General features: G+C 72.7%; 18 protein-coding genes. 12 read left to right on the top strand and 6 right to left on the bottom strand.

Going from position 1 to position 21,028, the window contains the following annotated elements:
- Positions 1-586 precede the first annotated feature (586 nt).
- The 3 genes from OO52_RS01370 (at position 587) to OO52_RS01380 (ending at position 4,777) form a co-directional block, all read left to right on the top strand.
- Positions 587-1,552, top strand: a complete 966-nt coding sequence (locus OO52_RS01370; RefSeq protein ID WP_030639901.1) for an SCO0930 family lipoprotein — start codon at positions 587-589, stop codon at positions 1,550-1,552.
- A 271-nt stretch (positions 1,553-1,823) separates the two neighbouring features.
- Positions 1,824-2,636, top strand: coding sequence for an SAM-dependent methyltransferase (locus OO52_RS01375; RefSeq protein ID WP_030639900.1), 813 nt, complete (start codon positions 1,824-1,826; stop codon positions 2,634-2,636).
- Complete coding sequence (locus tag OO52_RS01380; protein WP_030639893.1) at positions 2,633-4,777, top strand: putative bifunctional diguanylate cyclase/phosphodiesterase; 2,145 nt, start codon at positions 2,633-2,635, stop codon at positions 4,775-4,777. Before OO52_RS01375 ends, OO52_RS01380 begins: the two co-directional genes overlap by 4 nt.
- Here OO52_RS01380 and OO52_RS01385 read toward each other — a convergent pair.
- Positions 4,714-5,634 (bottom strand): LysR family transcriptional regulator, encoded by a 921-nt coding sequence (locus tag OO52_RS01385; RefSeq protein WP_078876949.1) that lies wholly within the window; start codon positions 5,632-5,634, stop codon positions 4,714-4,716. The genes OO52_RS01380 and OO52_RS01385 overlap by 64 nt on opposite strands.
- A gap of 163 nt (positions 5,635-5,797) precedes the next feature.
- On the opposite strand from OO52_RS01385, the gene OO52_RS01390 reads away from it, so the two are divergent.
- Positions 5,798-6,688, top strand: coding sequence for an NAD(P)H-binding protein (locus tag OO52_RS01390; RefSeq protein WP_030639891.1), 891 nt, complete (start codon positions 5,798-5,800; stop codon positions 6,686-6,688).
- Between the two features lie 565 nt (positions 6,689-7,253).
- Here the strand turns inward: OO52_RS01390 and OO52_RS01395 are convergent.
- Positions 7,254-8,138: a LysR family transcriptional regulator gene (locus tag OO52_RS01395; RefSeq protein ID WP_030639889.1), complete on the bottom strand. Its 885-nt coding sequence runs from the start codon at positions 8,136-8,138 to the stop codon at positions 7,254-7,256.
- A gap of 120 nt (positions 8,139-8,258) precedes the next feature.
- On the opposite strand from OO52_RS01395, the gene OO52_RS01400 reads away from it, so the two are divergent.
- From OO52_RS01400 to OO52_RS01425, 6 genes are all read left to right on the top strand, one after another.
- Positions 8,259-8,930, top strand: coding sequence for a succinate dehydrogenase (locus tag OO52_RS01400; protein ID WP_030639887.1), 672 nt, complete (start codon positions 8,259-8,261; stop codon positions 8,928-8,930).
- 1 nt (position 8,931) lies between these two features.
- Positions 8,932-10,881, top strand: coding sequence for a fumarate reductase/succinate dehydrogenase flavoprotein subunit (locus OO52_RS01405; protein ID WP_030639885.1), 1,950 nt, complete (start codon positions 8,932-8,934; stop codon positions 10,879-10,881).
- A complete protein-coding gene (locus tag OO52_RS01410; protein WP_030639883.1) occupies positions 10,878-11,627 on the top strand; it encodes a succinate dehydrogenase/fumarate reductase iron-sulfur subunit in 750 nt (249 codons plus the stop codon). The genes OO52_RS01405 and OO52_RS01410 overlap by 4 nt, the downstream gene beginning before the upstream one ends.
- A gap of 94 nt (positions 11,628-11,721) precedes the next feature.
- Positions 11,722-12,777, top strand: coding sequence for a hypothetical protein (locus OO52_RS01415; protein ID WP_030639880.1), 1,056 nt, complete (start codon positions 11,722-11,724; stop codon positions 12,775-12,777).
- 208 nt (positions 12,778-12,985) lie between these two features.
- Positions 12,986-13,756 (top strand): GNAT family N-acetyltransferase, encoded by a 771-nt coding sequence (locus tag OO52_RS01420; RefSeq protein WP_030639878.1) that lies wholly within the window; start codon positions 12,986-12,988, stop codon positions 13,754-13,756.
- Positions 13,756-14,652 carry a lysophospholipid acyltransferase family protein gene (locus OO52_RS01425; RefSeq protein ID WP_051818148.1) on the top strand — a complete coding sequence of 299 codons (897 nt, stop codon included), beginning with the start codon at positions 13,756-13,758 and terminating at the stop codon, positions 14,650-14,652. The genes OO52_RS01420 and OO52_RS01425 overlap by 1 nt, the downstream gene beginning before the upstream one ends.
- A gap of 476 nt (positions 14,653-15,128) precedes the next feature.
- On the opposite strand, the gene OO52_RS01430 is transcribed toward OO52_RS01425, so the two are convergent.
- The 3 genes from OO52_RS01430 to OO52_RS01440 form a co-directional block, all read right to left on the bottom strand.
- Positions 15,129-17,363: an ATP-binding cassette domain-containing protein gene (locus OO52_RS01430; RefSeq protein ID WP_432422514.1), complete on the bottom strand. Its 2,235-nt coding sequence runs from the start codon at positions 17,361-17,363 to the stop codon at positions 15,129-15,131.
- Between the two features lie 29 nt (positions 17,364-17,392).
- Complete coding sequence (locus OO52_RS01435) at positions 17,393-17,590, bottom strand: antitoxin (RefSeq protein WP_030639872.1); 198 nt, start codon at positions 17,588-17,590, stop codon at positions 17,393-17,395.
- 109 nt (positions 17,591-17,699) lie between these two features.
- A complete protein-coding gene (locus OO52_RS01440) occupies positions 17,700-18,707 on the bottom strand; it encodes an LLM class flavin-dependent oxidoreductase (RefSeq protein ID WP_030639870.1) in 1,008 nt (335 codons plus the stop codon).
- Between the two features lie 111 nt (positions 18,708-18,818).
- Here OO52_RS01440 and OO52_RS01445 point away from each other — a divergent pair, with 111 nt between their 5' ends.
- Positions 18,819-19,310, top strand: a complete 492-nt coding sequence (locus OO52_RS01445; RefSeq protein ID WP_030639868.1) for an LNS2 domain-containing protein — start codon at positions 18,819-18,821, stop codon at positions 19,308-19,310.
- 21 nt (positions 19,311-19,331) lie between these two features.
- Here the strand turns inward: OO52_RS01445 and OO52_RS01450 are convergent, their stop codons facing one another.
- Positions 19,332-19,547, bottom strand: coding sequence for a dodecin (locus OO52_RS01450; protein WP_014676440.1), 216 nt, complete (start codon positions 19,545-19,547; stop codon positions 19,332-19,334).
- Positions 19,548-19,757: 210 nt separating this feature from the next.
- Here OO52_RS01450 and OO52_RS01455 point away from each other — a divergent pair, with 210 nt between their 5' ends.
- Positions 19,758-21,014 carry an extracellular solute-binding protein gene (locus OO52_RS01455; RefSeq protein WP_030639865.1) on the top strand — a complete coding sequence of 419 codons (1,257 nt, stop codon included), beginning with the start codon at positions 19,758-19,760 and terminating at the stop codon, positions 21,012-21,014.
- The last annotated feature ends 14 nt before the right edge of the window (positions 21,015-21,028 follow it).

Genomic DNA, 21,028 nt, shown 5'->3' on the forward strand with positions numbered 1-21,028 from the left:
GTGTCGGTGTCTGTGTCGGTGTCGGTGTCGGCGGCGGGGGCGGCGGGGGCGGCGGGGGCGGTGGGGGAGTGGGCGTCGGCGTCGGCGTCGGCGGACACGGTGGCGGGGGCGGCTTCGGACAGGGCGGGTCGGGCCAGTGGTGGCCGCCCGCGTAGGCCACCGCCACCGTGCCGTCCGGGCCCGTGGAGGCGTACGCGCAGGCGTCGGCCGACGCGGTGCCGGCCGGACAGCCCACCAGGGCCCAGGTCAGCGTCAACAGGGCCAACACCCGCGTGGTGGGCGCGCATCGGGTCACTTCGGGTCCAGGCACGACCGAGATCATGAGGCGCGGAAGGCCGCCGTACCCCGCAGTGGGCCGAGATTGCTCCGAAAGAGGGAGATGGGGTGATCGGAGGTTTGACGAGCGGAAGGGTCCGCTATCGCCCCATGTGTCCCCTGGGTGCGCCCGCCCCGCCCCGGCGCCGTACGGGCTCCGGAAAGAAATTCCGGCCGCCGTTGAACACCAGGGCCCCTCCGGTGCGTACCCATGGCCGTGCGGCGGCACATCAGGGCGCTGCAATATCCAGGCGATAATGGGGAGTTGACGATGAAGACCTCCTGGCGGACCGCCTCACTGGTGGCGACAGCCGCTTCTGTGCTGGCGCTGACGACGGCGTGCGGTCAGGACAATGCCACCACTCCCGCTTCGGCGGCCCAGAACGTCGGGGCCACCGCCGCGGCCGGCGACTACGGCAACCCGGGCAGCGGCACCGCGCCGGGCGCCGGCAACGGATACGGCGCAGACGGCAACCAGAGCTCCAGCTCCCCGGCCCCGGTCGCCCCCGCGGGCAAGCTCGAAGTCGCCGGCAACCCCGAGCTGGGCAATGTGCTGACCGACGGCTCCGGCCTCACCCTCTACCGGTTCGACAAGGACACCGCCAACCCGCCCAAGTCCAACTGCGACGGCGACTGCGCCACCACCTGGCCGCCGGTCCCCGCCGACGACGCCACCGCCGGTGCCGGCATCGACAAGGCGCTGCTCGGCGAGGTCACCCGCGCCGACGGCTCCAAGCAGCTCACGGTCGGCGGCTGGCCCGCCTACCGTTACGCCAAGGACGTCAACGCCGGTGACGTCAACGGCCAGGGCGTGGGCGGCAAGTGGTTCGCGCTCGCCCCCAACGGCAAGAAGGCCAAGCTGACCGACCTGCCCGGCCTGTCCGTCCGCAAGGACCCCAAACTGGGTGACATCGTCATCGACAAGAACGGCATGACGGTCTACCGCTTCATGAAGGACCAGGCCTGGCCGAAGTCCGTCTCCAACTGCACCGGCGCCTGCCTGGAGAAGTGGCCGGCGGTCGGCCCGGTCAACGCCGACGACACCGAGGGCGTCAAGAAGAAGGGCCTGATGCCCTTCACCCGCCCCGACGGGGTGAAGCAGATGACCGTCAACTGCTGGCCGGTCTACACCTTCTCCGGGGACAAGGCCCCGGGCGACACCAACGGTCAGGGCGTGGGCGGCACGTGGTACGCCGTCTCGCCCGACGGAAAGCCGGTCGGCGCGTCGGGCGACTGATCACCTCCCCAGGTCGATCGCCCCGCCCGCCCCGGCGCGCGGCCGAAGATCCGCCCCCTCCGCACCGCACGGAGGGGGCGGATCGTTGTGTGCGGTGAGCGCGCGAGTTGCCCGTACAGCCGTCACACAGCGGGGCATACGGGCACTTGCCACAGGCAGTGACCGGGAACGGACGGTCAATTTCCGGATCGGGTCGCTCCATCGGCGGGCGATCAGTAGCCTCAGCTCGAACACCGGATCGCCTGCACCCGTCCACGCCTTGGAGAGATACATGGAGCGTCCCGCCTGGGCCCCACGGAGCATCGACATCTCGGTGCCCAGCGTCTCGCGGATCTACGACTACTACCTGGGCGGTTCGCACAACTTCGAGGTCGACCGGGAAGCGGCCCGCAAGGCCATGGAGTTCATGCCGGGCCTGCCGAAGATCATGCAGGCCAACCGGGCGTTCATGCGCCGGGCCGTGCGGTTCGCGGCCGGCGAGGGCATCACCCAGTTCCTCGACATCGGCTCCGGCATCCCCACCTTCGGAAACGTGCACGAGGTGGCGCAGGCGGCCGTACCGGGCGCACACGTGGTCTACGTCGACCACGACCCGGTGGCCGTCGCGCACAGCCAGGCGGTCCTGGCGGGCAACGACGACGCCGACGTGGTCGCGGCGGACCTGCGCAAGCCCCAGGAGATTCTCTCCAGCCCCCAATTGAACCGCCTGATCGACCTGAATCGGCCAGTGGCCCTCCTCCTCGTTGCCATACTGCACTTCGTGGAAGACGCGGACGACCCGTACAGTGCGGTGGCCGAGCTGCGCGAGGCGCTCGCGCCCGGCAGCCTGCTGATCCTCACCCATGCCTCGTACGAGGGAATCCCGCTGCCCGCCGAGCGGGCCGAGGGCGCGGTGGACGTGTACAAGGACATTCGCAACCCGCTGATCATGCGCTCGCGCGAGGAGATCGCGCGGTTCTTCGAGGGGTACGACATGGTGGAACCCGGACTGGTGCCGATGCCGCGCTGGCGCCCGGACTCGGCGCCGGAGGACGAGGACCCGTATGCCTTCTCCGGATTCGCCGGCGTGGGGCGTACGGCGTGAGCGCGGAGCCGGACGAGCCGGAGGGCAGACTGCGCCGGCTGACGACGATCTGGAGCCGGGCGCTCTTCCCGGTGACCTCCACGTCGCTGACTCGCACCGAGTTCGAGGAACAACTCCTGCCGCTCGCACGCAGGCTGAGCGAGCTGCTGCGTGCCCGCAGCTTCGACGCGGACGCGGCGAAGGCCGTCGGGGCCGCCCTGGTCGGGGCGCACTGCACCGACCCCGAGGCCCTGGCCCGCACCCTCGACTGCGTCGACGCCTACCTGGTCCTGTACTGCGGCGAGGGCGGCCCCCAGGACGAACTGCGCATCCGCTCCTCCCGGTTGCAGCACGCCATGGCCGCCGGCTACGCCCAGGCGCTGCGCGAGCGCACCCTCGCCGAGCAGGAGGCCATCGCCCAGGCCGCGTTGCAGGCCCAGGGCGTGGTGGCCCAGGCGCTGCACGCGAGCGAGGCCCGCTTCCGCGCGGTCTTCGAGGGCGCCGCGATAGGGATCGGCATCGCCGACCTCGACGGCAACGTCCTCCAGGTCAACGAGGCGCTGCTGCGCATGTTCGGCCTCTCCGAGCAGACCCTGCGCGGCCGGCGCGTCCAGGACTGGGTCCACCCCGAGGACGCCCCGCAGACCTGGCGGCTCTACGACGAACTCGTGCGCGGCGAGCGCGAGCACTACCACGTGGAGAAGGCGTTCAACCGCCCCGACGGGACGGTCCTGTGGACCAACCTGACGGTGTCCCTGCTGCGCGACGCCGACGGCGACCCGCAGTACCAGCTCGCCCTCATGGAGGACACCACCGAGCGCCGGCTGCTCAACCTCCGGCTGCGCTACGAGGCCACGCACGACGCCCTCACCGGCCTGCCCAACCGCTCCCTGTTCTTCGAACGGCTGGAGAAGGCCCTCAGCGCGGGCGAGGGCCAGCGCTTCGGCCTGTGCTACCTGGACCTGGACGGCTTCAAGACCATCAACGACAGCCTCGGCCACGCGGCCGGCGACCGGCTGCTGGTGGAGGTCGCCGACCGGCTCCAGTCCTGCGCGACCGCGCCCGGCGAGATGGTCGCCCGGCTCGGCGGCGACGAGTTCGTGGCCCTGACCACCGGCCCCGGCACCGAACGGAAGGTGGACGAACTCGCCGAGCGCATCATGAACGCGCTGGTCACCCCGATCAGCATCGACGGCCGCGACCTCATGGTGCGCGGCAGCCTCGGCATCGTGGAGGGCCCGGCCGGGGAGCGCACCGCGGCCGAGGTGCTGCGCAGCGCCGACATCACCATGTACCGGGCCAAGTCGGCGGGCGGCAACCGCTCCGAGCTCGCCGACCCCGAGGCCGACGCCCGCGCCATCACCCGGCACGGCCTGACCACGGCCCTGCCGACCGCGCTGGAGCGCGGCGAGTTCTTCATCGAGTACCAGCCGCTGGTCCACCTCGGCGACGGCAGCGTGCGCGGCGCCGAGGCCCTGGTGCGCTGGCTGCACCCGCAGCACGGCGTTCTCGGCCCCGACCGGTTCATCCCGCTCGCCGAGCACACCGGCCTGATCGTCCCGCTCGGCCGCTGGGTCCTGGAGGAGTCGATCCGCCAGGCCCGCGCCTGGCGGGAACGCCACGGCGAGCAGAAGGCCGCCGGCCCGCTGCGGATCAACGTCAACCTGTCCCCGTGCCAGCTCAGCCACCCCGGCCTGGTGCAGGACACGGTCGACATCCTCGAACGGACGGGCGTCACCCCGGACGCCCTGTGCCTGGAGGTCACCGAGTCCGCGCTCATCGGCGCCGACGACGACCTGCTCAAACCGCTGCGAAGGCTCGCGGAGATGGGCGTCGACATCGCCCTGGACGACTTCGGCACCGGCTACTCCAACCTCGCCAATCTGCGCCGCCTGCCGGTGAGCGTCCTCAAACTGGACCGCTCCTTCACCCAGGGCATGCAGCAGTTCCCCGCCGACCCCGTCGACCTGAAGATCGTGGAGGGCATCGTCTCGCTCGCCCACAGCCTGGACCTGGCGGTCACGGTCGAGGGCGTGGAGACCGGCGCCCAGGCCGAGCAGTTGCGGATACTGGGCTGTGACACGGCCCAGGGCTGGTACTACGCCCGCCCGGGCCCGCCGGAGAGGCTCCACGACCTGGCGCTGGTGGACGCGACGGGCTGACCGGCCCCGGCCCCGCCGTCGTCCCCCTGACGGGCGGCCGCGGCGACGGAGGCGGCCGCCCGGACGAGTGCCGCGGTGGCCGTGGAGCGGGAGTGCTGCGGCCAGGCGACCGCCAGCAGCGAGGGCGGCGCGTCCGGGACGGGCCGGTACACGACGCCCGGACGCGGGTAGCGGTCGGCGACGGACGCCGGCAGCAGGGCGACCAGTTCGCCCAGGGCGACGCGGGTGAGCAACTGGGCGAGATCGCGGCCCTCGTGCCGCATGTCCTCCAGGAACCGGTGCACGTCCCCGGGGCGCAGTCCGAGGTCGGCGAGCGGCACCCGGTCGCGGGCGGCGAGCGGATGGGACGCGCCGAGCACCGCGACACGCGGTTCGGCGATCAGGGTCTCGCTGTCCAGGCCGGTGCGGTCGAAGGGCTCGTGGATCAGCGCGGCGTCGGCCTCCCCGCGCCGCAGCAGCCCGGGCTGTTCCAGCCAGGCGCACAGCCGGACCGTCACCGGCACGGCGGCGGGGTCGGTGGCGTAGCGCTCCAGGACCGGCTCCAGCAGTCCCGCGTCGCCGTCGGCCTTGACCGCCAGGACCAGCTTCCGGTCGGGGCCTGCCGCGCGCTGTGCCCGCCGCCCGGCCGCATCCAGGGCGTCCAGCGCGAACCGCGCCTCGGCGAGGAGCACTTCGCCCGCCCGGGTCAGGGCCACGCTGTGGGTGGTCCGTTCGAAGAGGGTGACCCCGAGTTCCGTCTCCAGCCGGCGGATCGCCCGGGACAGCGGCGGGGCGGAGATGCCCAGCCGTTCGGCCGCGCGGGCGAAGTTGAGTTCCTCGGCGACGGCGACGAAGTAGCGCAGCGGGCGGGACTCCACGGCTTCGCCCTCCCTTCGGCAGTGCCCTGGGGCTCGCTTCGGCTGTGCCCCGGGCTCGGTATTGCCCTGAGGGTAACAACCGGGAGCGAAGCGGTCCTTCAGTTGCCGGACGCCGGACGGCAGGCTCGATCACGTCCGCCTCCCGTCCTTCCAGGAGCTTTCCGTGATCCTTGTCACCACTCCGACCGGTCAGATCGGCAGCCAGGTCCTCGACTCCCTCCTCGACGCCGGGGACGCGGCGGGGGAGGTCCGCGTGATCGTGCGCGATCCGGCGCGCCTGTCCCCGCGTGCGCGCGCCCGCGTCGAGGCCGTCACCGGCTCGCACGCCGACCCCGACGTCACCGCCAAGGCGTGCGCGGGCGTCGACCGGGTGTTCTGGCTGGTGCCGCCGGCGCCCACCGCCGACAGCGTCGAGGGTCACTTCCGCTCCTTCACCCGGCCCCTGGTCGACGCGATCCGCGCCGGGGGCGTCGAGCGGGTCGTCGCCGTCTCCACCCTGGGCCGTGGCGTCGCCCGGAACGCCGGCCAGATCTCGGCCTCGCTGGCCATGGACGACGAGATCCGGGCCACCGGTGTCCACCACCGGGCGCTGTGCCCGCCGTACCTCATGGAGAACCTGCTCCACCAGGCCGCGGCGATCCGGGACGGCGGGGTGATCGCCATGGCGACCTACGGCGACCGGGTGCTGCGCACCTGCGCCACCCGTGACATCGGCGCCACAGCGGCACGGCTGCTGCTCGACGGTTCCTGGACCGGCCAGGACGACGTCCCGATGGTCGGTCCCGACGCGCTGACGCCCGAGGGCATGGCACGCGTCGTCTCCGAGGTGCTGGACCGGCCGGTCCGCTTCCAGCGGCTCAGCGGCGCGGAGTACCGGGCGTCGATGCTGCGGCACGGCGCGAGCGAGGACTGGGCGCGGGCCGTGGCCGACCTCGCGGCCGCGACCGCCGAACAGGGCTTCTACGGCAGCGCGGCGCCCACCACGCCCGAGACCGCGCGCACGTCCTTCCGCCGGTGGTGCGAGGAGGTACTCAAACCGGCCGCCCTGGGCTGACCGCCACGTCCTGCGGCTCCGCCGGCACAGTCTGCGCTTCACCGGCGCCGCGTATGGCTCCCGCGGCACCGACCTGCGGCTTCACGGGCACGACCGGCGGTTTCACCGGCGCCGCCTAGGTCTCGGTACGTGCCCAAGGCTCCTTCGGCACGCACTGCAAAGTCACTGGGGCCGCCTGAGGCTCCCGGTACCGCCGAAGGCTCCTTGGGCACGACCTCCGGTTTCACCGGCACGGCCTACGGCTCGACCGGCACGACCTGCGGTTCACTGGTGCCGCCGAAGGCTCCCGGTACCGCCCAAGGCTCCTTGGGCACCACCTCCGGTTTCACCGGCACGGCTTGCGGCTCCACCGTCACGGCCTGGTTTCACCGTTACCGCCTACAACTCCACCGCCACGACCCGCGGCTCCACCGGCACGGCTTGCGGCTCCACCGTCACGGCCCGCGGCTCCACCGGCACGCCCCGATTTCACCGTTACCGCCTACAGCTCCACCTGCACGACCCGCGGCTCCACCGGCACCGCGTATGGGGCCACCGTCACCGCCCACCGCTCCACCCCCACCGCCTACCGCTCCAGCAGCATCCGCTGCAACTCCCGGGCCGCTCGCGGCGGAGCCACATCGCTGCGGTGGGCGAGGGCGATGGTGCGGTGCAGGCCGGGGCGGGCCAGCGGGGTGACCCGCAGCCCACGGCCCGTCCGGGCGGCCACCATCCTCGGTACGACGGCCAGGCCCAGCCCCGCCCGGACGAACCCCAGCACCGCGTCCATCTCGCCGCCCTCCACCGCGAAGTCCGGCTCGAACCCCGCGGAGCGGCACGCGGCGACGGTCAGTTCCCGCAGGTCGTACCCGTGCCGGAACATCACCAGCCGTTCCCCCTCCAGATCGGCGATCTCCACGAACCGCCCGTTCCGGCCTGGCGCCGGTGCCTCCGGGGACGACACCACCACGAGGTCCTCGCGCAGCAGTTCCACGGTCGTGAGCGCGGGCGCCGGCGTCGGCAGCGGCAGCACGACCAGCGCGAGGTCGAGCGCGCCGCGCGCCAGCTCGCGCACCAGGTCGTGGGAGCCGCCCTCCTCGATCAGGAGCTGGATACCGGGGTACCGGTCGTGGAAGGCCCGCAGCACGTCCGGCAACAACCCCGTGCACAGGCTCGGCGTCGCCCCCAGCCGTACCCGCCCCCGCCGTAGCTGCACCAGTTCCTGCACCTCGTGCCGGGCCGTGTCGGCGTCGGCCAGGATGCGCCGGGCCAGCGGCAGCAGCGCCTCGCCGGCGTCGGTGAGCGTGATGTTGCCCCGGGCCCGCAGGAAGAGATCCGCGCCCAGCTCCCGCTCCAGCGCCTTGATCTGCTGGGAGAGCGAGGGCTGGGCGACATGGACCAGCTCGGCGGCCCGGGTGAAGTGCCGGGTCTCGGCGACGGCCACGAAGTACTGGAGCTGCTGGAACTGCACACCTCAAGAATAGCCCTGGCCTATGGAAACGAGCTGGACCATGTCTTGGACCGATCGGGCCTCTCACCCCTAGCGTGCTGTTCCATGGCTCTGGCAACGCGGACGGACCGACGGCCGTCCATGGCGCGCACGATGTGGGACTCCTCCGTCGGCAAGAAGACGGTGATGGCCGTCAGCGGCGTGATCATGCTCCTGTACCTGGTCGCGCACCTGATCGGCAATCTGAAGATCTACTTCGGCGCCGGCGAGTTCAACCACTACGCGCACTGGCTGCGCACCGTGGGCGAGCCCTTCATGCACTACGAGTGGACCCTCTGGCTCGTCCGGATCGTCCTCGTGGTCGCCGTGGTGGCCCACGCCACGTCCGCTTACCAGCTCAGCCGGCGCGACATCAAGGCACGGCCCAGCAAGTACGTGCACAAGAAGCCGCGGGCGAGCTACGCGACCCGCACCATGCGCTGGGGCGGCATCATCCTCGGCCTGTTCATCGTCTGGCACATCCTCGACCTGACCACCGGCACGGTGCACTCCGGCGGCTTCCAGGACGGCCACCCGTACCAGAACGTCGTGGACACCTTCTCCACCTGGTACGGCAACGTCATCTACATCGTGGCGATGCTCGCGCTCGGCCTGCACGTCCGGCACGGCTTCTGGAGCGCCGCCCAGACCCTCGGCGTCGGCAGCCGCACCCGCGACCGCGCCCTCAAGACCCTCGCGAACGTCCTCGCGCTGCTGCTCACGGCCGGTTTCATCTCCATCCCCGTGGGCGTCATGACCGGAGTGGTGAGCTGACATGACTACCTACGCCGACTACGCGACCGGCGCGCCGGTCACCGACACCAAGGCCCCCGCCGGGCCCATCCACGAACGCTGGGACAAGCGCCGCTTCGAGGCGAAGCTGGTCAACCCCGCCAACCGGCGCAAGCACACGATCATCGTCGTCGGCACCGGCCTGGCCGGCGGCTCCGCGGGTGCCACGCTCGCCGAACAGGGCTACCACGTCGTCCAGTTCTGCTACCAGGACTCCCCGCGCCGCGCCCACTCCATCGCCGCGCAGGGCGGGATCAACGCGGCGAAGAACTACCGCAACGACGGCGACTCCATCCACCGGCTGTTCTACGACACCGTCAAGGGCGGCGACTTCCGGGCCCGCGAGTCCAACGTGCACCGCCTGGCGCAGATCTCCGTGGAGATCATCGACCAGTGCGTGGCCCAGGGCGTGCCCTTCGCCCGCGAGTACGGCGGCCTGCTCGACACCCGCTCCTTCGGCGGCGTCCAGGTCTCGCGCACCTTCTACGCCCGCGGCCAGACGGGCCAGCAGCTCCTGCTGGGCGCCTACCAGGCGCTGTCCCGGCAGATCGCCGCCGGGAACGTGGAGATGCACCCGCGCACCGAGATGCTCGACCTGATCGTCGTCGACGGGCGGGCACGCGGGATCGTGGCGCGCGATCTCATCACCGGCAAGGTCGACACGTACTTCGCGGACGCCGTCGTCCTCGCCTCCGGCGGCTACGGCAACGTCTTCTACCTGTCGACCAACGCCATGAACTCCAACGCGACCGCCGTCTGGCGGGCGCACCGGCGCGGCGCCTACTTCGCCAACCCGTGCTTCACCCAGATCCACCCGACCTGCATCCCGCGCACCGGCGACCACCAGTCCAAGCTCACGCTGATGAGCGAGTCGCTGCGCAACGACGGCCGCATCTGGGTGCCCAAGGCCCAGGGCGACACCCGCCCGCCGAACGAGATCCCCGAGGACGAGCGCGACTACTACCTGGAGCGCATCTACCCGTCCTTCGGCAACCTCGTGCCCCGGGACATCGCCTCCCGCGCCGCGAAGAACGTCTGCGACGAGGGCAGGGGAGTGGGCCCCGGCGGGCAGGGCGTCTACCTGGACTTCGCCGACGCCATCCGGCGCATGGGCCGCAAGGCGGTCGAGGCCAAGTACGGCAACCTCTTCGACATGTACCAGCGGATCACCGACGAGGATCCGTACGAGGTGCCGATGCGGATCTACCCGGCCGTGCACTACACGATGGGCGGCCTGTGGGTCGACTACGACCTCCAGACCACGATCCCCGGCCTGTTCGCGATCGGCGAGGCCAACTTCTCCGACCACGGCGCCAACCGGCTCGGTGCCTCGGCGCTGATGCAGGGCCTGGCCGACGGCTACTTCGTGCTGCCGGCCACCATCAACGACTACCTGGCCCGCAACCCGCACCAGGACCCGGTCACCGCCGACCACCCCGTCGTCCAGGAGGTGCTGGCCGAGACCGAGGACCGGATCAACCTGCTGCTGGCCGTGGACGGCGACCGCACCCCGGACTCCTTCCACCGCGAACTCGGCGAGCTGATGTGGGAGTTCTGCGGCATGGCCCGCTCCGACACGGGGCTGCGCAAGGCGCTGGAGCGCATCCCGCAGATCCGCGAGGAGTTCTGGCGCCGGATCAAGGTTCCCGGCACCGGCGAGGAGTTCAACCAGTCGCTGGAGAAGGCCAACCGCATCGTGGACTACCTGGAGCTGGCCGAGCTGATGTGCCTCGACGCGCTCCACCGCACCGAGTCCTGCGGCGGCCACTTCCGCGAGGAGTCCCAGACCCCGGACGGCGAAGCCGCCCGCAAGGACGACGCGTTCTCGTACGCCGCCGCGTGGGAGTTCACCGGCACCGGCGAGGCGCCCGTCCTGCACAAGGAAGACCTGGTCTTCGAGTACGTCCATCCCACCCAGCGGAGCTACGCATGAAGCTCACCCTGCGCGTCTGGCGGCAGAAGAACGCCGACGCCGAAGGAGCGATGTCCACCTACGAGGTGGACGACATCTCGCCCGACATGTCCTTCCTGGAGATGCTGGACGTCCTCAACGAACAGCTCATCCTCTCGGGGGAGGAACCGGTCGCCTTCGACCACGACTGCCGCGAGGGCATCTGCGGCGCGTGCTCGCTCGTCATCAACGGCGACGCGCACGGGCCGGAGCGGACCACCACCTGCCAGCTGCACATGCGGTCCTTCCAGGACGGCGACACGATCGACATCGAGCCGTGGCGGGCCTCCGCGTTCCCGGTGATCAAGGACCTGGTCGTGGACCGGTCGGCGTTCGACCGGATCATCCAGGCCGGCGGCTACATCACCGCGCCGACCGGCTCCGCGCCGGAGGCCCACGCCACGCCGGTGCCGAAGGCCGACGCCGACTTCGCGTTCGAGCACGCCGAGTGCATCGGGTGCGGGGCGTGTGTCGCCGCGTGTCCCAACGGTGCGGCGATGCTGTTCACGTCCGCCAAGGTCAACCATCTGAACGTACTGCCCCAGGGAGCGCCCGAGCGGGAGACGCGGGTGCTGGACATGGTGGCGCAGATGGACGCGGAGGGGTTCGGCGGGTGCACGCTGACCGGTGAGTGCGCGACCGCCTGCCCCAAGGGAATCCCGTTGGTCTCGATCACCAGCATGAACAAGGAATGGCTGCGGGCCGCCCGGAAGGCGGGCAAGAAGTAGCACCCGAGAACGTTCGCCGATCGGTGGACGGGCGGGGCCGGGAGTGGTGCTCCCCGGCCCCGTCTGGCTTTCCCGGCCCCGGTAGTCTCCGCCCATGATCTTCGGGAACAAGGGGAGGGAGCGGTTCCTCGACGCCGTAGCCGGTTTCGAGGCCGCTGTCCGCGAACGGGACGCCGACCGGTCGCAACAGTACTTCCAGGACATGCACCGGTTCTTCGGTGACGCGGCCGACCAGGAGTTCCTCCGGGCCGGGCCGCGGCTCGCCGGAATCCTCGACGAGGTGCCGCCCGGCCCGCGCGCCACCGTCGCCGTGATCGTCGGCGCGTGCGTCGAGCGCGGTGCCGACGCCTCCGCGTGCGGGCCGCACGTCCTCGCCGGGCTCGCCGAGACGCTCGACGGCGCGCGGGAGGCCTGCGAGCGGTGGGCGGCGACCGGCGGCGGGGAACTCCCCGACCCGGAGGCCGCGGAACCGCACCCGGACCTCTTCGACCGGGTGGGGGAGGACGCGGCCGTGGCCTGGCTGACCCTGCACCAGTGGGAGATGGCCTCCGTCGCCATGCTCAACCACGCCGCCGTCCGCACCGCCCTCGACGCCGGCACGCGGGCCCGCCTGTTCCGGACGCTGCGCTCGGTGGAGGAGGACTCCGGGCACGACTTCAAGTGCCTGGCCTACGCCCTGCTGGTCCTGGACGACGAACCGCTGATCGTGCTGCACCGCCCCACCGGCACCGGTTACGCCCTCCGCATGACCGGGATCGGCGACAACTTCCAGTTGCACACCCTGCTCGCCGACGTGCTGGTCGGCGGCGGCCACCTGCCCGGCCGCGCGCCCTCCGCCGAGGAGGCGGCCGTCTGCCGGGACCGGCCCGGACAGGTGGACACCACCGGCTCCTTCAACCTCCTCACCCCGTCCGGCGCATGGGTCTGGAACGAGGGCACCCCCTCGGACATCCCGGTCGTGGACGGCGTACGGCTGCTCGTCCTGGACCCGCCGCCGTACGAGCGGAGCTGGCCCGCGGGCCGCTTCTTCCCGCACATGACGGGCGACCTCGTCCTGGAGCGCGTGCTCGGCGAGGAGGAGGCCGGTCGCCTGCTCGCCGGGTGCGTGAGCAAGGACGCTGAGCAAGGACGTGTGAGCAAGGACGTGTGAGCAAGGACGTGTGAGCAAGAACGGGTGATCCAGGACGCGTGACGGAGGACGGCCGACCCCGTCGACCCCGCCGTTCACCACCCTCACATCCGCTCTCCCGGCACCGGTCACGCGCACGCCAACCGGCCTCGGAAGAACAGGAGCGGCGGGCCGTACACACCGGGCCCGCCGCCTCTGCCGCCGACCGGCCCGTGCCCAGGAGAGAGCCATGACCGGCGTTTCCACCCTCGACCGTCCCCCGCAGCCCACGGCACCCACCCGCTACACCGTCACCCTCGCCCGCGACGAGGCCGATGTGCGTGCCGCCCAGCGGCTGCGGCACGACGTCTTCGCCGGGGAGATGGGGGCCCTGCTGACCACCGCGGAGCCGGGACACGACGTCGATGCCTTCGACGCCTACTGCGACCACCTGCTCGTGCGCGAGGAGGTGACCGGGCAGGTCGTCGGCACCTACCGGCTGCTGCCGCCGGAGCGGGCCGCCATCGCCGGCCGGCTCTACTCCGAGGGCGAGTTCGACCTGACCGCGCTGGACCCGATCCGCCCCGGGCTGGTCGAGGTCGGCCGGTCCTGCGTCCACCCCGACCACCGCGACGGCGCCGTCATAGGTCTGATCTGGGCCGGCATCGCCCGCTACATGACCGACCGGGGCCACGAGTGGCTGGCCGGCTGCTGCTCCGTGCCGCTCGCCGACGGCGGCGCCCTCGCCACCGGCACCTGGGAGCGGGTCCGGGGCAGGCACCTGGCGCCCGAGGAGTTCCGGGTCCGGCCGCTGCTGCCGTGGACCCCGAGCGCCGCGGCCCCCGCCGCCCGCACCGAACTCCCCGCCCTGCTGCGCGGCTACCTCCGGCTGGGCGCCTGGGTCTGCGGCGAGCCCGCGCACGACCCCGCCTTCGGGGTCGCCGACCTGTACGTCCTGCTGTCGATGCGCCGGGTCGACCCGCGCTATCTGCGGCACTTCCTCTCCCTCGTCCCGGCCTGATGAGCGTCTGGCTGCCCAGCGCGCCCTGCACCCCGGGCGCCTGCCTGGAGCCGGTCCGGGCCGCCGCGGCCGTACCCCGCGCGGTGCTGCGGCTGACCGCGGTCGCCGCCCTGCTGCTGGCCGGGATCGCGCTGTCCCCGCTCGGCGGGAGGATCCCCGCCGAGTGGGTCGGGCGGTGGTGCCGGTGGATCGTGCGGGCCATCGGGGTCCGGGTCCGGATCACCGGCGCCGCCCCGCCGGCCGGCGGGCTGCTGCTGGTCGCCAACCACGTCTCGTGGCTGGACATACCGCTGCTCACCGCCGTGCGCCCGGCCCGGATGCTCGCCAAGACCGAGGTCCGGCGGTGGCCCATGGCGGGCGCGCTGGCCGCGCGCGGCGGGGCCCTGTTCATCGAGCGGGACCGGCTGCGCGCCCTGCCCGGCACGGTCGCCGACATCGCCGGCGCCCTGCGCGCGGGTGCGGCCGTGACCGCCTTCCCCGAGGGCAGCACCTGGTGCGGGCGCGCCCACGGCTGCTTCCGCCGGGCCGTGTTCCAGGCCGCGCTCGACGCGGGCGTGCCCGTCCAGCCGGTCGGCCTGCGCTACCGGCGGCAGGACGGCGGACCCGGCACGGCGGCGGCCTTCGTCGGCGAGGACACCCTGCTGGCCTCCCTCTGGCGGGTGGCCCGCGCCCGCGGCCTGGTCGCCGAAGTCGAGGTCCGCCCGGTGATACCGCCGGGCACCCACCCCGACCGCCGCGCCCTCGCCCACGCGGCCCAGCCGGCCGCCCCCGAACCGGCCTGGACCCACGCGGCGCTGGTCGCGAGCGCGCTAGGGGTGCCGCAGGACCAGCTCGGCCGGCCGCGGACAGGCGTGCACGGTGGCCGGGCGGAGGTCCTTCAGCTGCCGGCGCGGTGACCACGGCTCGGTGTCGAACGGCACCGGCACGATTCACAGCGAGCTGGGTGCCCAAGGTCCGCTCCAGGTCGTCGGGCGAACCCGGGCGGTGCCAGCCGTTCGGTTCGGCAGCACCCGGTCAGCCGGTCCGTGTGGACCGGCGCGGAGTCAGGTGCGACCTGCCCCGCGCGGTGCCCGATCACGGCCAGGCCCGGGGCAGCCGAGTGCTGAGCGCACGGACGTCACCGTACGGGGGCTCCGTCCGGCGTCCCCCGTCTGCTCCGCGGCAGCGGGGCGCTCAGCCCGGCCGGGCGGTGGAACGCGGCGCGAGCCGTCTCGAAGCGGGCTCGGGGCAGCGGCCCGTCGGCCACGGGAGCCGGGTGTACGTACTGCGCCGCCGGACCGTGCCGACCACGCGGGTCACCCGGGGCTCAGGGCATGACCCGTGCCAGATAGGGCGCCCGTACTGCGCCGCCGGACCGTGCCGACCACGCGGGTCACCCGGGGCTCAGGGCATGACCCGTGCCAGATAGGGCGCCCACCGTCATGTCGTGCTCGACCACGACGACCGTGTGCCCGGCGTCGACCAGCCCGTGCAGGCGGTCCATCAGGACCTCCACATCGGCCGGGTGCAGTCCGGCCGTCGGCTCGTCCAGCAGGTACAGGGTGTGACCCCGGCGCCCGCGCTGAAGTTCGCTCGCCAGCTTGATCCGCTGCGCCTCGCCACCGGACAGCTCGGTCGCCGGCTGGCCGAGCCGCAGATAGCCGAGGCCCACGTCGAGCAGTGTGCCGAGGCTGCGGGCGGCGCCGGGGGAGTCCGCGAAGAACTCCGCGGCGGCCTCCACGGTCAGGTCGAGCACGTCGGCGATGGTCCGTCCCCGGTACGTCACCTGGAGCGTCTCGGGGTTGTAGCGGGCACCGCCGCAGTCCGGGCAGGGCGCGTAGGTGCTCGGCAGGAACAGCAGTTCCACGCTGACGAACCCCTCGCCCTGGCAGGTCTCGCAGCGCCCTCCGGCCACGTTGAAGGAGAACCGGCCGACGCCGTACCCGCGCTCCCGCGCCTCCTCCGTGCCGGCGAACACCTTCCGTACGACGTCGAACAGGCCCGTGTAGGTCGCCAGGTTGGACCGCGGGGTGCGCCCGATGGGCTTCTGGTCGACGCGGACCAGCCGCTCGATCCCCTCCAGGTCTTCCGTCAACTCACCGATGAGCGTGGACTTCCCGGAGCCGGAGACACCGGTCACCGCGGTGAACGCGCCGAGCGGGAACTCGGCCGTCACCTCCCGCAGGTTGTGCCGGGTCACCGGGCCCACCGTCAACCAGCCGCGGGGTGCGCGGACTTCACGCGGCGGACCGGGCGACTCGTCGAAGAGGAACACGGCCGTCGCCGACTCCTCGACCGAGGCCAGCTCGGCGACCGGCCCGCTGTACAGCACCCGCCCGCCGTGCTCGCCCGCGCCGGGGCCCACGTCGACCACCCAGTCGGCGCCGCGCACCACCTCCAGGTGGTGCTCCACCACGAACACCGAGTTCCCGGCCGCCTTCAGCCGGTCCAGCACGGTCAGCAGGGCCTCGGTGTCCGCCGGGTGCAGCCCGGCGGACGGCTCGTCCAGCACGTACACCACACCGAACAGCCCGGACCGCAACTGGGTGGCCAGCCGCAGCCGTTGCAGCTCGCCCGCCGAGAGGGTGGGGGTGGCCCGGTCCAGACTGAGGTAGCCGAGCCCCAGCTCGACGACCGGCGCGATCCGGGACCTGAGGTCGGCCGTGAGCACCCGGGCCGTCTCCGTTCCGGTGCCGCCGTCGAGCAGTCCCGCGAGGTCGGTCAGCGGCAGCGCGGCCAGCTCGGCGATGGTCCGCCCGCCGAAGGTCACCGCGAGGGCCTCGGGCCGCAGCCGGCTGCCCCCGCAGGCGGGGCAGGGCGCGCTGGTCAGGAAACGCTCCGCCTTCGCCCGCAGAGTCGGCGACTTGGTGTCGGAGAAGGTCTTCAGGACGTACCGGCGGGCGCTCATGTAGGTGCCCTGGTACGGGCGTTGGATGCGGTCGGCGTCCCGTACCGGGTGGACGGTGACCACCGGCTGCTCGTCGGTGAACAGGATCCACTCGCGCTCGCGGGCGGGCAGTTCGCGCCAGGGCCGGTCCACGTCGTGGCCGAGGGTGTCCAGGATGTCCCGCAGGTTCTTGCCCTGCCAGGCGCCCGGCCAGGCCGCGACGGCGCCCTCGCGGATGGTCAGCGAGGGGTCCGGGACCAGCAGCTCCTCCGTGGTCTCGTGCACCTGGCCTAGGCCGTGGCACGTGGGGCAGGCACCGGCCGCCGTGTTCGGCGAGAACGCGTCCGAGTCCAGCCGCTCGGCGCCGGGCGGGTAGGTGCCGGCGCGGGAGAACAGCATGCGCAGTGAATTGGAGAGGTTGGTGACGGTGCCCACCGAGGAACGCGATCCGGGGGCGGAGCGGCGCTGCTGGAGCGAGACCGCGGGCGGTAGCCCGGTGATCTCACCGACCTTGGGCGCCCCCACCTGGTGGATCAGCCGGCGCGCGTACGGGGCTACCGACTCGAAGTAGCGCCGCTGGGCCTCGGCGTAGACCGTGCCGAACGCCAGGGACGACTTGCCCGAGCCGGAGACGCCGGTGAAGACGGCGAGGACGTCCCGGGGGATGTCCACGTCGACGCCCTTGAGGTTGTGCTCGCGGGCGCCGCGGACGCGGACGTACGGGTCATGGGGGCTGTGCATCGGGGGGACAGCCTAACCGCCCCCGTGCGCTAGACCTGCGGAGGGTTGTCCCGGTCCTGCGGCCGGGTGCCGAACTCGTCGCGCAGCTTGTCCTGACCGGTGTCGACCTGCGACTGGTACTTGTCCCCGGTGCGCTGGTCGATGTAGTCGCCGCCCTTGTCGATGCCCTTGTCGGCCATGCCCTCATGGCCCTTGAGCATGCCCTTGATCTTGTCCTTGAGGGACATGGCAGCCCTCCTCGTCACTAGGGGTTCGCCCTCCCAGGGTCACCGGCCCGCGCCGGGTTCGCATCTCGGGCGGGTCACCGGCCCGCGCCGGGTTCGCATCTCGGGCGGGTCACCGGCCCGGCGCGAAGAGCGCGGCGAGCCGCCGGTGGGAGTCCAGCAGGGCCGTACGGTCGTAGGTGCTGGTGGTGACCAGCACCTCGTCGGCGCCCGTCTCCTTCAGCACCGTCTCCAGCTCGTGGGCGACCTGGTCCGCGGTGCCCGCGATGTGCCCGGCGAGCCCGGACGCGTAGAGCTCCCGTTCCTTCGCGGTCATCACGCGGGCCTCGACCGCCTCGGCGGGGGCGAGCGGCGGGAAGTTGCCGTGCGTGCGGGAGTACGCCATCGACCAGGCCTCGGGGACCAGCAGCCGGCGTGCATCGGCCTCGGTGCCGGCGACCGCGACCGTACCGGAGATCACGACGTACGGCTCGGACGCCCAGCGGGAGGGGCGGAACAGGGAGCGGTACCGGTCGATGCCGCGCAGCATCTTCTCGCGGGCCCGCAGGTCTCCGACGACCACGGGCAGGCCCGCGCGGGCGGCGATCCGCGCGCCCTCGCCCATGGCCAGCACGAACGGCGGCACGGTCAGGCCCTCCGCGGGGCGGGCGTGCACCCCGGTCGGCGAGTCGCCCGTGAACCAGTCCAGCAGCTCGCCGAGCTGCGCCGCGAAGTCCTCGGCGTCCGCCTTGTCCCGGCCGAGCGCCCTGCGCACCCCGTCCGTGAAGCCGACGGAGCGCCCGAGCCCCATGTCGATCCGGCCCGGGAACAGCGCCTCCAGCACTCCGAACTGCTCGGCGACGACCAGGGGTCGGTGGTTGGGCAGCATGACCCCGCCGGTGCCGACCCGGATGGTGCGGGTTGCGGCGGCGACCGCGGCGGCGAGCACGGTCGGCGCGGAGCCGGCGACGCCCGGCACCCCGTGGTGCTCGGACACCCAGAACCGGTGGTAGCCCAGCGCCTCCGCCTCGCGGGCCAGCGCCACGGAGTCCCGCAGCGCCTCGGCGGCCGGGTGGCCCTCGCGGGTGCGGGAGCGGTCGAGGACGGAGAACCGGGTCCGGCTGATCACTGTGCTGCTCACAGAGGGTTCAACGTCGTGGCGGGCCCGGGATTCCCGGGGCCACCCCCGGTGGGTGCACGGGCACGCACCGTACGGCCGGCTCGGGCGGCGGGGCTGGTTAGGGTGGTCGGTGTGACCGACAGCAGCAAGCGCCCGCTCGCCGTGTTCGACCTCGACAACACGCTTGCCGACACCGCCCACCGCCAGCACTTCCTGGAGGGCCGGCCGCGGAACTGGGACGCGTTCTTCGCCGCCGCGCCCCAGGACCCGCCGATCGCCGAGGGCGTGGCGCTGGCCGTGGAGAGCGCCCGGGCGTGCGAGGTCGTCTACCTCACCGGCCGCCCCGAGCGGTGCCGCCGGGACACGCTGGAGTGGCTCGCGGCCCACGGGCTTCCCGAGGGGCGCGTGCACATGCGGGGCGACGCCGACCGCAGGCCGGCCCGGTTCACCAAGCTGGCGATCCTGCGCCGGCTCGCCCGGGACCGGGAGGTCCGGATGGTCGTGGACGACGACGAACTGGTCTGTGACGACGCCGAGCGGGCCGGGTTCACCGTCGTACGGGCGCGCTGGGCCGCGAAGTCGGCCGCCCTGGAAGAGGCGCAGGAGCGGGAAGGGCGTACCTGAGGAGGGCCGGCGCGGGCGGGCTCAGTCGCCGTCCTCCAGGCGGAAGCCGACCTTCAGGCCCACCTGGTAGTGCTCGATCCGGCCGTTCTCGATCTGGCCGCGGACCTGGGTCACCTCGAACCAGTCCAGGTTGCGCAGGGTCTGGTCGGCGCGGGCGATGCCGTTGCGGATGGCCTGGTCGACGCCCTCGTGCGAGGTCCCGACGATCTCGGTGACCCGGTAGGTGTGGTTCGACATGCGGGTGCTCCTCTCGTGTCACGCCGTACTCCACCGTGCCGTATCAGCGCTCCGCGCGCACGGCGTCGGGGGCCGGCCGGTGGCCGGGCCTTGACCTCCGCATTGGTCCATACCAAAATCGCGAACACCCGTACGAGTCGCGCGCTCGTCCCCCCACGTCGGGCCCCCAGCCCTGTCCCAGCACTTTCGCCAGACAGAACAGGACCCCTCGTGAGACGTCGTCTGCTCGCCCTCATCTGCGTCACCGGCTCACTCGTCAGCGGCTGCGGGATGCTGCCCGGCGACCACGACCGGAAGACCGTGACCGTGTGGCTGATGAAGGGCAGCGCCTCCGGGGAGTTCCTGCGGCGGTTCACCGAGGACTTCGAACGCACCCACGAGGATCTGCGGCTGGACATCCGCATCCAGGAGTGGACCGGCATCGTCGAGAAGGTCCGCGGCGCGCTCAAGGACGGCTCCGGCGACGGCCCCGACGTCATCGAGGTCGGCAACACCCAGGTGCCGCTGTACGCGGACGGCGGCCGGCTCGTGGACCTGACCCTGGAGTCGATGCGGGACTGGGGCAAGGAGAAGTGGCTGCCCGGTCTCGCCGAGCCCGGCAAGGACGGCAACAAGCAGTACGGCATCCCGTGGTACGCCGCCAACCGCGTCGTCATCTACCGCAAGGACCTGTTCGAGCAGGCCGGCATCACCAGCCCGCCGAAGACCCGCGACGCGTGGCTCGCCGCCACCGAGAAGCTCAACTCCGGCGGCAACCAGGGCATCTACCTCGCCGGGCAGGACTGGTACACGCTCTCCGGCTTCATCTGGGACGAGGGCGGTGACCTCGCCCGGGAGAAGGACTACGAGTGGCAGGGCACCCTGGACACCCCGGACGCGCTGCGCGGCATGGACTTCTACCGCCGGCTCCAGGCGCTGGGCGAGGGGCCCGTGGACGCCGACGAGGAACACCCGCCCCAGGCCGGGGTGTTCGCCGACGGCGAGGTCGCGCAGATCGTCGCCGTACCCGGACTCGCCCAGGCGGTCGTCCGGCAGAACCCGGCCCTGAAGGACGAGCTCGGCTTCTTCCCGGTGCCCGGCCCGACCGCCGGACGGCCCGGCACGGTCTTCACCGGCGGCTCCGACCTGGTCGTCCCGCGCAACACCGACGACCAGTTCGCCGCGACCGCCGTCGTCGGGGCGCTCACCGGAGCCAAGTGGGACACCGAGCTCGCCCGCACCATGAACTACGTGCCCAACAAGACCACGCTGGCCGGCGCGGTCGGCAGCGAGGAGGGGGTCGCCGCCATGGCCGTGGGCGCGGCGCACGGACGGGCGACCCCCAACACCCCTCAGTGGGCGGACGTCGAGGCGGACAACCCGATCAAGGAGTACATGACCCGGGTGCTGGGCGGCGCGGACCCGTTGACCGAGGCCCGCCGCGCCTCACGCGCGATCACCGAGGCGCTCGCCCCGGACGTGGGCTGACCGGGCGCACCCGC

Source organism: Streptomyces flaveolus (assembly GCF_000716535.1).
Classification (GTDB): domain Bacteria; phylum Actinomycetota; class Actinomycetes; order Streptomycetales; family Streptomycetaceae; genus Streptomyces; species Streptomyces flaveolus_A.